General features: G+C 39.3%; 13 protein-coding genes and 1 pseudogene. All 14 read left to right on the top strand.

Annotated features, from left to right (window positions below):
• Positions 1 to 95 precede the first annotated feature (95 nt).
• The gene (locus tag R7Z41_RS03605) at positions 96 to 494 is read left to right on the top strand and encodes a DUF6232 family protein (RefSeq protein WP_025519062.1); all 399 of its coding nucleotides are present in this window, start codon (positions 96 to 98) and stop codon (positions 492 to 494) included.
• A gap of 133 nt (positions 495 to 627) precedes the next feature.
• Positions 628 to 1,035: a hypothetical protein gene (locus tag R7Z41_RS03600; RefSeq protein WP_132937075.1), complete on the top strand. Its 408-nt coding sequence runs from the start codon at positions 628 to 630 to the stop codon at positions 1,033 to 1,035.
• A 157-nt stretch (positions 1,036 to 1,192) separates the two neighbouring features.
• Positions 1,193 to 2,812 carry a Shedu immune nuclease family protein gene (locus R7Z41_RS03595; protein ID WP_225478318.1) on the top strand — a complete coding sequence of 540 codons (1,620 nt, stop codon included), beginning with the start codon at positions 1,193 to 1,195 and terminating at the stop codon, positions 2,810 to 2,812.
• A 199-nt stretch (positions 2,813 to 3,011) separates the two neighbouring features.
• Positions 3,012 to 3,545, top strand: coding sequence for a DUF6817 domain-containing protein (locus R7Z41_RS03590; RefSeq protein WP_132937076.1), 534 nt, complete (start codon positions 3,012 to 3,014; stop codon positions 3,543 to 3,545).
• Positions 3,546 to 4,283: 738 nt separating this feature from the next.
• Positions 4,284 to 4,760 (top strand): annotated as a pseudogene (locus R7Z41_RS03585) (GNAT family N-acetyltransferase).
• A gap of 132 nt (positions 4,761 to 4,892) precedes the next feature.
• Complete coding sequence (locus tag R7Z41_RS03580) at positions 4,893 to 5,513, top strand: HNH endonuclease (RefSeq protein WP_206959763.1); 621 nt, start codon at positions 4,893 to 4,895, stop codon at positions 5,511 to 5,513.
• 192 nt (positions 5,514 to 5,705) lie between these two features.
• Positions 5,706 to 6,083, top strand: a complete 378-nt coding sequence (locus tag R7Z41_RS03575; protein ID WP_132937081.1) for a VOC family protein — start codon at positions 5,706 to 5,708, stop codon at positions 6,081 to 6,083.
• Between the two features lie 630 nt (positions 6,084 to 6,713).
• Positions 6,714 to 7,658 (top strand): FRG domain-containing protein, encoded by a 945-nt coding sequence (locus R7Z41_RS03565; protein ID WP_206959765.1) that lies wholly within the window; start codon positions 6,714 to 6,716, stop codon positions 7,656 to 7,658.
• Positions 7,659 to 7,770: 112 nt separating this feature from the next.
• Positions 7,771 to 8,175: a DUF1801 domain-containing protein gene (locus R7Z41_RS03560; RefSeq protein ID WP_206970907.1), complete on the top strand. Its 405-nt coding sequence runs from the start codon at positions 7,771 to 7,773 to the stop codon at positions 8,173 to 8,175.
• Positions 8,176 to 8,962: 787 nt separating this feature from the next.
• A complete protein-coding gene (locus tag R7Z41_RS03555) occupies positions 8,963 to 9,538 on the top strand; it encodes a hypothetical protein (RefSeq protein ID WP_132937086.1) in 576 nt (191 codons plus the stop codon).
• Positions 9,539 to 9,698: 160 nt separating this feature from the next.
• Positions 9,699 to 10,070 (top strand): hypothetical protein, encoded by a 372-nt coding sequence (locus tag R7Z41_RS03550; RefSeq protein ID WP_132937087.1) that lies wholly within the window; start codon positions 9,699 to 9,701, stop codon positions 10,068 to 10,070.
• A 142-nt stretch (positions 10,071 to 10,212) separates the two neighbouring features.
• Complete coding sequence (locus tag R7Z41_RS03545; RefSeq protein WP_206970906.1) at positions 10,213 to 10,734, top strand: GNAT family N-acetyltransferase; 522 nt, start codon at positions 10,213 to 10,215, stop codon at positions 10,732 to 10,734.
• A gap of 104 nt (positions 10,735 to 10,838) precedes the next feature.
• A complete protein-coding gene (locus tag R7Z41_RS03540) occupies positions 10,839 to 11,240 on the top strand; it encodes a DUF2007 domain-containing protein (protein WP_206970905.1) in 402 nt (133 codons plus the stop codon).
• A gap of 143 nt (positions 11,241 to 11,383) precedes the next feature.
• Positions 11,384 to 11,992, top strand: a complete 609-nt coding sequence (locus tag R7Z41_RS03535; RefSeq protein WP_005389306.1) for a pyridoxamine 5'-phosphate oxidase family protein — start codon at positions 11,384 to 11,386, stop codon at positions 11,990 to 11,992.
• The last annotated feature ends 66 nt before the right edge of the window (positions 11,993 to 12,058 follow it).

The raw sequence follows: 12,058 nt of genomic DNA, 5'->3' as shown, positions 1-12,058 counted from the left end.
CTATGCGTTGAATTTAGTGATTAAGGTGGTTTGCGGCGGCTTAGGTATTGCGTTGCTCACCCCTTAGCAGGGCGTTATACGAATAGAGGGAAATTATGTACAAAAATACTGATTTTAACTTGGATTCAAAAGAGTTCAGGTTTAAGAAAGACTCATATCCTTTGTCTAAGATAAACAATGTTAGGGTTAAAAAGTTAAGTTTTCTTGATAATTTAGGTCAAGTTTTATTCTGGGTGTGTGTTTTTTCAGGGGCAGTTTGGTTAGTTATTCCAAGGTTGGAAGAGGTGCCACAATGGCTACTAGTTTTAGTTCTTAGTCTGACGGTTGTAGGTTTGGTTTTTGCTCTTTTTCGTTGTTCTAAATATGCACTTCAAGTCGAGTTTCGCCACATAGATGAAACGGGCGTTCAATGGGTTAATGTCGCTAAGTCATACTCAAAGTCAGATTGTGAGTTATTTGAACAGCAAGTGTTGGCACTGAAGAAATTCGTATAACAAATTGTTCAAGAGTGATTCGGCACGCGTGGCATTTTTACTATGCGTTGGCTTTAGTGGTTAAGGTGTTATGCGGAACTTTCGGTATTGCGTGCCTCACACCTTAACGCGGCGTTATAACTCAGGAGGAAGAGTGGAAAATTTCCCGATAGAAAAGCTCAAATTTACAAGTGCAAAGATTTCTGGTGTCGATGGCGACGTCTCACTTGAGATAGGAATAGAGCCGTTTGAACTTAGTCTAGACGACTATTCTGAGACAATAGAAACTGTAATTAGCCTAAACGGTATTAATTTACCTACAGAGCTTAATGAACTTACTGGTAGAACATTTACTTTCCCTGTAAACCCAGATGACGGGTATATTGATGGGTCAGTTTACTTCTTTGCAGCTCATAGTCCTGTTGATATCACTGAAATTAAATTTGGTGAATCGACAAATGGAAAGTTACCTATGACACTTGAATCCTCATGGGTACTGGAATTTGAGCTAACAGGGTTTAAAAACCTACATACAACAATCCACACGTATCTGAAGTTATAACAAGGCGTTTAAGACGGATTCACAACGCGTGGCATTCTCAGTTCAAATTGAGTTTTGTGCTTACGGTGCAATGGCTTAGGTTCGGTTGTCAGCGTTGTTAACCACTTAACGCGGCGTTAGCATGCAAATAGCGTCAATCAGGTTTTGAAGGATTATAATGAAACTTGTAACGAAAAGAGTAGAGAATTTAGGAACTCCTTCATCTGAAAATGGAGTTTTCTCAATGCTTAGTGAGCTCAGAAGAGAGCTTCTACTAGAGATTTCGGAAGGAGAAAAAAGGATAGGAAGTTCAGAAGAAATAAAAAGTTGGATTTTAGAGCACTATCAAGCCAACCCCTTAGTTGGTGATATGTATAATGCAATTTTAATGATAAAAAAAGATTTAGTTTATTCTGAAGGCGATTTACCACAGCTTGAGGAATGTAAGTCTAAGATATCTCAATTGGAAACATTACCTCTTCCTGAGTTTTGCTTTATAACTTCTCGTATTCAAGATGTAGAAAAAGGAGTGTTAATTCAAAGAGAAGAGCTTAAAGGCGCTGGTTTAGTCTATTCTATAACAATTTTCGATAGAGAGTACTTAACGAAGAAAGCAGTACGCCTAGAAATTCGAGTGTGTAAAAAAGAACCAGAGCCATTTGTTTCTCTTTTTACCATTAATGGCTGGATTCATATATCTAAGGAAAGTGTGCAATCAAATGAGTATGCCGTATTTGCTCTCCGATGTTTAATAGCCTATCACCGTTACGAGTATCCAGTATTAACAAAAGATTTAATAATTGTTGATGAACAAGATAAGCTTACTGATAATGACTATTTATTAGATTTAATAGTTAAGGCTCATAAAAATGAAATAAAATGCTATAAAGCAGAAGTTCCATTAAATATTATTAAGCCACGTGATATTGAATACGCATTATCTATTCCGAAAGAAAGAATTCAGTCTTACATTAACAAAATGTGTGATTTTGGCTTTTCTTTTTCTGAGTTGCTTATCTATGAAGATGGTAATGTTTTCATAACTGATGACGATTATCCTGTATACCTTGCTTATGCAGCAATGGATATTAGTATGGTTCCAGCGGTAATATTAGGTGAATTTAAGAACACTGATGTGAAAGTTTTGTCTGAGGGAGGAGGAGAGTTGATGCCTCCGATAGGTGTCGAAGAAATTGAAGACTCAGGTATTCCTATTAAAACTAAAGAACAAGCTCTTAGAGAGAAAATATCTAGTTTATGCCCCAAAATTTCTGATTCTACGAAACTGGAAAATAGATTTGTTCATTTCTGTAGACTAATTGGTAGTAGATCGACAAAAGAAAAAGAGCTACATGAATTTTTAAATAAAAATCCACAAATTTTAGATAGTCATATGGCCTCTATGTTCAGCGAAGTTAGAATAGGTCGCTATAGAGCAGACTTAGTTATACGTTATGAGCAAGTCGACAAAAAAGTAGTATTGGTTGAGCTGGAGCGTCATAGTGATAAAATATTTACGAAGTCCAACCGTATAAGAAAAAAAGTTACTCATGCATCTCAACAAGTGGAAGACTGGATTAACGAAATTAGATTAGGGACAAATAATGCACCGAAATGGTTAACGAATCAGTATAATCCTGAAGGTTTTGTCGTTATTGGTCGCTCAAAAGACCTCTCAGAAGACCAAAAACAAATTTTGTTTTCATTAAATGTGAATCGTAAGGTAAAGATAATAACCTATGATGATTTGTTGGAGCGAATGAAACGGCTTATGGGAATGATTGGTGGCTTAAACTAGTAAATGCATCTATGCCGTTATTAATATGTGTTCTGGCGTTCTAATAAGCGAATGCTAACAAATTGCTTAAGAGTGACAGCTAACCTTTGGTATTTTTGGTTTGGGTGAGTTTAGTGATTACGGTGGCTTTGCTTGAACTTAATGGTTGGTTAGCTGCACCTTAGCAAAGCGTTATGCGACCTAAAGGAAATGGATATTTATGGATAAGTTTGGAATGCTACAAGAGCTTGGTGCAGGTGACTTTCAACACCTTAACGGTTCATTGGAAGCGCACCTTAAAGGGACTGAAAATGTTCTGATAAGTTGGGGTAGTAGCGAGTTACTTCAAATTGCAGGTCTCTTTCATGCTGCTTATGGAACTGCGGGCTTCGATGAAAATATGGTGTCGCTAAGTCAGCGCCAAGAAATAGCACGAACTATTGGGTGTGATGAAGAAGCTTTGGTTTACTTGTACTGCTCATGTGACCGAGACTATGTATTTCCTCAATTTGGCAAAGTGCCAGAAATCCAATTTAAAGATCGATTTACTGGTTCAACATTCAAACTCGACAGTGCAACGGTGAAATTGTTTTGCGAGTTAACTGTCGCTAATGAGCTAGAGCTTGTTTATAGCAGTGAAGAGTTCAAACTCAAATATGGTGCTGAGCTATTTGAACTGTTCCAAGGTATGGACAACTACTTAAGTTTCGAGGCTAGAAAGGCGTACAAATCAGCATTGTCGAATTTCGCATAACAAATTGTTCAAGAGGGATTCGCAACGCGTGGCATTTTCACTGTGCGTTGGTTTAAGTGATTAAGGTGGTATGCAGCAACATCGGTATTGCGTTACTCATCCCTTAACAGAGCGTTAGGGTACAAACGTAAAAAAGCCCACCATATCAACAGTGGGCTTGGAATTTAAGCTTCCTCTGCTTCACCTTGGCTAGAGTTACTTCTGTCGAAAGCAAACTCAAGTTTCAGAAACCAAGCGTGAAATGCTGCAGAAACACTAAAACTAATCTTCATAGTCAACGCCTCTAAGGGTTGGTGACTATCAGGCTTGAAGGTGTGTTTTGAGTTTCAGGTATATTGAAATTAGTCGTTTTAAGTTAAATTAGAGAGAGTTTTAAAATTAGTGTTTGTCTTCAATCTTATGAGCTTTAGCATCTTAAGCATTGAAATAGTAGTCTAGTTTATGTAGCTCTTTACTCTAATCTTTATTCAGTTATGTTAGTTTCAGTATCTTACTTTTGGTATTTAGTTACCTTAATTTTGCCTGACACCTCGCGGATAACCGCTTGAAATTTATACTATGCATTTAAGCACTCATGTCAAGCGAGAAGTGCCCTAACAAAGCGTTTAAGGCAGATTCGCAACGCTTGGCATTTTTGGTTCGATTCAGCTCTAGTGTTTACGGCACAATGTTTTAGGTGTGGTGGTGGCGTTGCTCACTACTTAACGCGGCGTTAGGTGCTTGAAGGAAAAGGTAAGTATGGAAATTACTTTTCAGCAGATAAACATTGATGATTTCGAATTGTGCGTTGCTGCGAGAAAAGATGCATACTTTTGTAGTTTTGGGCATTACGATGGTTTCGACGACTTCATCAGTGGGTATCGTGAATGAGTATTAGACCGGTTAGCAGCATCAGGATGGTTCTATATCCATATATTTGTGGATGGTCAGTTTGCAGGGCAGTTAGAGTTTCGTAGCTTTTCACCCGAGCCGGAGACTGGCTATGTGCATCTCATTTACTTAAAGCCGAATTTTCGTGGTTCAGGACTCGCTGCAAAATTGCAGGATTATATTGTAAGGACGTTGAGTAAAGCGGGTTGTTTGCGTGCTGTACTTTCAGTAAGCCGAACTAACCATCGAGCTCTCACATTCTATAAGCGCCATGGTTGGGAGTTCGTGCGCAATAATCCCAAGCACGATGAAACAGACTTTTACCAACTTTGGCTACGCACCTAACAAACTGTTTAAGAGTGATTCGGCACGCGTGGCATTTTTACCATGCGTTGGTTTTAGTGGTTAAGGTGTTATGCGGAACCTTCGGTATTGCGTTGCTAACCCCTTAACAGGGCGTTAGGCTCCGAGGAAGCAATGAGAAAGAAAGTAGAAGAGCGCTTAAATAGGCTTAATAAAGGATGCTGTCCAGTTCATGGGGGTTTTATGTCTCAGGTTGAAGGGTGGTATGAAAATGAGCAGGGTATAAACTACACCGTTGTCGGATGTTCTCGAAACGCTTGCAAAATTTTAGCAAGAGCTTTTTCTTATGACGGTCCTTGGGAGATTGATGAAAAGTACATTCATTTGTTTGATGAAAACAAAGTAGATCCAGATTTCCTCGACCATACTGTTAAACCAAATGACAGAAAGAGCGCCGTGAAAAAGTATAGGTCGGATGTTTTTAGCAAAACCTCCGGTTTTTGCTACTACTGCGGGGTTGGATTAACGCTTGAAACGCTAACTGTTGATCATTTTTTCCCCGAGTCTCGAGGAGGTAAAACAGAATTCTCAAATTTATTTCCGTGTTGTAAAACCTGTAATTCCTCAAAAGGAACTAAAGACATTGAGGAGTTTAGGTTTTTATGTCAAATGAGGGAGTTCAAAAAAGAGCACGGAGTAGAGTTCAATCGAGAGCAGATTAACTTTTTATCCAAAAGTGGATTTGACATTCAATTGAATCAACATGACTTTTGGTTCGAGGAAAACATAGCCTAACAATCTGTTTCAGAGGGATTCGCAACGCGTGGCATTTTCACTATGCGTTGGTTTTAGTGTTTAAGGTGGTGGTATGCGGCGGCTTGAGTATTGCGTTGCTCACCCCTTAACAGGGCGTTATGTTAAATAGTGCTTCAAAGCCCACAGGTATTCAGCTAATCTCTTGTTCCACACAATATCTTAGGTATATACATGATTGATCACGTTACAATTCCCGTTAGTGATTTAGAAAGAAGCCGGAAGTTTTATGAAGAAGCTTTTAGTCCACTAGGGTACAAAATTGCATTTGGTGGAAAAGGTAAATTTTGGGCTTTCGACCTCGGTAAGGGCTTCTTATTCGAGATCTGTAGTGCTAAGGCTGAGGGTGCTTTAACGAGCTTTCATATTGCCTTTCGTGTGGCGAGTCAGCAAAAGGTTCGAGAGTTTTATGACTCAGCTATTTCAGCAGGAGCGCGAGACAACGGAGCTCCAGGACCGCGACCTCACTATACCGAGAACTATTATGCATGCTTCGTTCATGATCCAGATGGTCATAATATTGAGGCTGTCTTTGACACCTGGAAGTCTTGATGCAGTTGAAAATGCGGTAAAAGTTTAATGTAAAACACGTGCTGAGTTTCAACATAACAAACTGTTCAAGAGGGATTCGCAACGCGTGGCATTTTCACTATGCGTTGAGTTTTTGTGGTGAACGTGGTCTGCGGAAGGTGGGTTTGTATGGCATTCACCCTTAACGCGGCGTTATGAGCCACCATGAAAAATGCAGAATAGAGTGGAATAGATGGAACGGAAAAAACAGGTTCAGTGGCTAAAGATTCAAAAGGGAGGCTTTCTCAGACACTGTCTTACTCATGGATTAGCTTTCTGTGTACCATTTGTATTTGGTACTGCATTTGTTCAAAACGATTTTTACTTGAACTTGTCGCCTTTTATTTCGTACCGGCTTTACTTAGTTACTGTCATTGGCGCGGTATTTCTCGCAAGCAGTGATTGGATTTTTAAGAGTAGGCAGTATCAAAAACACAGAAAGAATCTATTGCGAAAAAATGTCTCATAACAAGTTGTTCAAGAGTGATTCGGCACGCTTGGCATTTTTACTATGCGTTGGTTTTAGTGGTTAAGGTGTTATGCGGGAGCTTCAGTATTGCGTGCCTCACACCTTAACAAGGCGTTAAGTTTCATTTAATTCGGAGTAAATAAATGTGCAATATTAAAGTTCCAGATTGGAATTGTGGAAAAGCATTCGCGACGGTACGAGTCAATAATTGGTATGAGCTTGAAGCACTAATTGAAAAGGACTTTCTTGATTGGAATGAATATGTTTTTCGAGGACAAAAAAGCTCCAATTGGCCGTTACGTTCAAAATTCGATCGTGAATATAGGTTAGCCCTAAAAAAGCTAGATGAAGCAGAGCCTTCTAAGGGGTTATCAGAGCAAAATATATATCTGGTTGAAAGGAATCTGAATTTGAGTCTAGATCCTAGAAATGAAGTGTTAGATAGGCTAATAAGCACATTTAAAAAGGCGTGTACAGGTCGTCGCGGACAGTTACCTAAGACATTGTCAGATATTGAATGGTGGGCATTAGGTCAACATTTTGGTTTAGCAACCCCTCTCCTAGACTGGACTTTATATCCTTATGTTTCAGCATACTTTGCGTTTAGTGAAGCAGATCCAGATGAATCTGGTTGCCGAGCTATTTGGGCTTATTCGCATGATGGGATGATGGAGATTTTTATTAACTCGCCAGAGTACTGTCATAAGGAAATAAAAGAATCTGACACTATTATGGTGCTCTCAGGGTTAACTGATGAAAACTCCAGAATAATTAGTCAAAGTGGTTTGTTTACGCGTATACCAAACGGTGAAGATATAGAAGAGTTTATTGAAAATAATATCGACTTAAATGGGATGGCCCCAATTCTTTACAAAATAGAAATACCGAATACGCAAAGAGAAGCGTTTTTACGTCATTTAACGGTTATGAATATACATAGCGGCTCTCTTTTTCCTGATCTTGTTGGTGCTGCTGAATTTGCAAATCGTAGCCTCGAATGTGAATCGGAAAATTTACTCTGGAAAGCGACACCAGCTTTTACCAAACGGATGCTTAGCAATGGAGCATATCACGATAACAATAAATGAACTTAACAAAGCATTTAAGAGTGATTCGCAACGCTTGGCAGTTTCGCTTAGCTCAAGTATAGCCAAGCGTTGCTCACACCTTAATACGGCGTTATGTGAATAGAAGGTTCCAGTGAACAAGGTAGTCAAAGAGCGCTTCGAGGAATATCCGGAAAATGCTCGTATTAGGCTAGAGGAGCTACGAAATCTAGTCTTTCAAATCGTATCTGATTTGGATCTGGGTGAAGTCGATGAAACTCTAAAGTGGGGTGAACCCAGCTATAGTGTAAAAACAGTCAGCCCGCTAAGAATGGACTGGAAGCTGAAATCCCCTAACAATTATTACCTGTTCTTTAACTGCCAAACTAAGTTAGTCGATACATTTCGAGAATTGTATGGTGAAGAACTGGTGTTTCAGGGAAAAAGAGCAATCGTTCTGTCCATATCGCAAGTGTTGCCAGAAACAGCAATCAAGTCCTGTTTAGAGTTGGCTTTAACTTATCAGCAGCGTAAAAATTTGCCTCTTTTGGGCGCGTGAAAAAATTCACATAACAAAGCGTTCAAGAGGGATTCCCCACGCTTGGCATTTTTGGTTTTAATCAGTTTTAGTGTTTATGGCATAATGGTTTAAGTCGGGTGGTGGCGCTTTCCCCCCCCTTAACGCGGCGTTAGTCGCCAGAAAAAGTTAGCAATCAAAATTACGTTTCTAAGCTTAAAATTTAGCTGATGATCGTTTGATACGCCGGTGTGTCGTCGATAGTCAAAACTCAGTTTCAACAGCTTCAAATCCAAAGTTTTGTAACTGTCCTAGCTGCTGTTTTGTACTTCGGTGCTGACAGAGCAGGGCAATCAAGAGTCTGTTTTTGGTTGCAACGCCACTCGGTGAGTTTGTTGGTACAAAAGCCGATTTACTCTCTGAAATGACGTTTTCTTTGGTGTTGTAAATTCCACTTGGTTTCAGTGACTTTGTTGAAAGTCCGCACTGTTAGATTGGTTTTCAAAAAGCGCTTTTTGGGTGTTATCAGTCCGTTTTCTGCGGCGTTTGCTGTTCCAATTGGTTTCATTGAATAGTCGCTTTGAGACTACGCCAGACTTAAGTGCATCAAAGCACATAAAGTTTGTTGTTCGCAAAGTTTAGTTTGGCTTAAAATTATCGCTCGGTGCCTCGTGACTAACAAACTGCTAAAGAGTGATTCGCAACGCGGGGCATTTTTACTATGCGTTGATTTCGTGATTACGGTGGTATGCGGTAGCATAGGTATTGCGTTGCTCACTACTTAACGCGGCGTTAGGCGTCTATGAAATGGACTATGGAATATTAGCTAATGAAACTCGAAGAACAAATTGAGAAGTTATCAGACATAGGGTTGTCGTTGAATAAAGGTGTGACTATTAACGATTTACTCCTTTCATATTCTAGAGAAGAATACGAATCGAACCCTTTTGATTTAATTCTTTTTGTATACGGAATAGAGATTGAAGAAGAACCATGGGGACGGTTTGTTTGTGATCAGGCGTGGAATTTCGATGCAGAGGCGATTGAAGAGGATGGTTCCTATATTGAAATAGTAAAGCAGTTCCATCGAATCACAGGCAGAACTAAGGACTTAGAGGGGCTGCGAGATACTGTAAACCTAGAAGAACATTATGCAGAGCTCCAATATTCAGTTGATGGTGTTAAAAGGTTGCTAAAGCCTGAAATAGACGATGATTGGGCTGATGCTAAAACTATCGAAATTATACTAAGCGATTTACGCCAACCGGGGTTCGATTTCTATCCAAAGGATAATGGACAAGCCAGTATCTGGTTCTATTTGTCTGAAAGTCAGGCTATAAAGCTAAACCAACTCGCCAATAATGTGTTTAATTTAGAACGTAAACCATGGTGGAGAGTATGGTAGTTATCAGTGAGTTCAAGACGTCTAACAACCGCTTTAAGACGGATTCGTAATGCTTGGCGGTTTTGGTTTGAATTGGTTTTAGTGTTTACGGTGTAATGGTTGAGTGTTGTGGTCGCGGTGCTCTCCACTTACGTGGGCGTTCTACGAATGAGGAAGATTCGTGAAAAAGTGGAAGTTTGTATTCTGGGTAATGTGTTTCTTAACGGTTTTAAGCATTCTTCAACTCCCATTTTTTAAAGAGTTAAATATTGGAGCATTTATAGGCTCATTTGTATCCGCAATATCTCTTGTCAGCTTTTACGGCTTTAGTTATCGAGTTGCCGTCGGTAGCAAAGTGCTAGCGATCATCATCTTTGGGATAAATGCACTTGCTATGCTGGGCATTGCAATATTTAGTGTGTTCTTCTTACTGACTTATCTAAGTCCAGGAACCTTGTTCTTTTTTGTTACAGGGATGGGACTGATGCTTGTTTACCTGTACCCGCTGTATATGTATGCATTTAAATCTACAGAGATTTGGCAACTGGAGTAATTAGCATAACAAACTGTTCAATAGCGATTCGCAACGCGTGGCATTTTTACTATGCGTTGGTTTTCGTGTTTAAGGCGGTATGCGGAAGGCTCGGTATTGCGTTGCTCACCTCCAAAAGGTCATTAATACTCAAAGGTCAAATATGGATATTTACCCAGAAATCGAGTTATCTAAAGCGCAGCATAATGCAATTGAAGCTCTTAGAAACAAGTCGTTTCCTGAACATCAAGTTACTCGCTCTTACTATAAGCAACTCCCGCATATGAGAGTTCTGAATTACGAAGGTGATCAGTTAGTTGGTTACATGGGATTAGACTACAGAGTTGTTCGCGTTGGTGATGAAATTTATAAAGTATTAGGTGTGAGTGACTTTTGTGTCGAGAGCACAGTTCAAAGACAAGATATTGGCACAAAAATGTTGTCTCAACTCAGCGAGTATGCGTCCACTAAAGATGTCGACTTCATCATTTTAGTCTCCGATTTGGAGCGTTTTTATGTGGCCAATGGTTATATGCGCCTTAACTCTCTAAGTTCTTGGTTGCGAGTTCACGAACATAAAAATTACGGTGTCGCTGTAGAGCAACTAGATGATTTATATGTTAAACCTATCAGCGGTAAAACTTGGGCTGTTGGTCATATAGATTGGTTAGGGTATATGTATTAGTCTGTAGTGGGCTAATAAATTGTTCAAAAAGAAATACTACACGTGGCATTTCCAATTAGCGTTTCTTATACCTTACGGGAGCGCTTTCCCACAAGGAGTAATATGTGATTGTAGTAGCAAGGTTTTCTTTTCCTCATGAAGCTCATATTGCGAGAGCAAGCCTAGATAGTGTCGGAATAGAAAGTTACATCGCTGACGAGCACACGGTAAATACTCAGTGGCTTTATTCAAATGCAATAGGCGGCGTCCGTCTGATGGTGGCTGAAAGTGATGCAGAAGATGCGAAACAAATACTTAGTAGCGATTTCTCAGAATCATTGGGAAATGAAGTTGACGTTGATGAAGAAAAAGACGTTTGCCCTAAATGTGGTAGTAAAGATCTATTTGTATTTACAAAAGGTAAACGCCCAGCTTTCTTAGTTTTTATTTTACTAGGTTTTTCACTGTTTTTTTACAAGCATGGTTATAAGTGTAAGCAGTGTGGGGAGTTTAGTGAAAAACTTTAAATCTTTAGATAACAAGGCATTAAAGAGATAACTTGTACTCGTAGTATTTTTACGATGAGTTAGGTCTAGTGCCTATACAAGAAGTCAGAGTTACTGCTTGCTTACAAGCAAAGCATTATACGATAGTGAAGGAATAACATTGAATGAGTGAAATTAAAACAATAGAGCAGTTAAAAGAAATTTACGCAGAGCCAAGTGCGAGAGCTAAAAATAAAGCTCTGCCTGTGCTGGATGTTCATGCGATTACATTAATTAATAACTGCCATTTTGCAGTTCTAAGTACCGCTGATTCACAAGGGTATATCGATCTTTCTCCTAAAGGAGGGGAGCCTGGCTTCGTAAAAGTTTTAGATGAATCAACATTGTTGCTCCCTGATAGCTCGGGGAACAATCGTATCGATAGTCTAAAAAATATCATTAGTAACCCCAAGGTAGGGTTGTTATTGATGGTAAATGGTATTGATGAAGTGCTCCGTATTAAAGGAATCGCAAGTATTCACACCGACGCCAACTTGATATCTGCTTGCCCCGATGGAAGTAAAGATCCTAAGGTTGTTATCAAAATAGTCATAGAGAGTATGTATTTTCATTGTGCGAAAGCGGTGATGAGAGGGAAACTTTGGTCTGATGACTATAAAGTAAATCGCTCAATTCTCCCTTCATTAGCTCAAATCTTTAAAGATCAACAAAAGTTAGAAAGTAAAGCGCTTAATCAAGAAGAGATGTTGAAATATTACCAATCTAGCCTTTAGAACAAGCGTGGTAATATATTGAAAAGATAGAAAAATCAGGTTCGACCTTGCTTTACGGAAGTATGG

The sequence above is a fragment of the Vibrio sp. 1457 genome (assembly GCF_033340195.1).
GTDB lineage: Bacteria > Pseudomonadota > Gammaproteobacteria > Enterobacterales > Vibrionaceae > Vibrio > Vibrio alginolyticus.
Note: the sequence above shows the minus strand (reverse complement) of the source record. Positions and strands in the feature narration are given on the sequence as shown.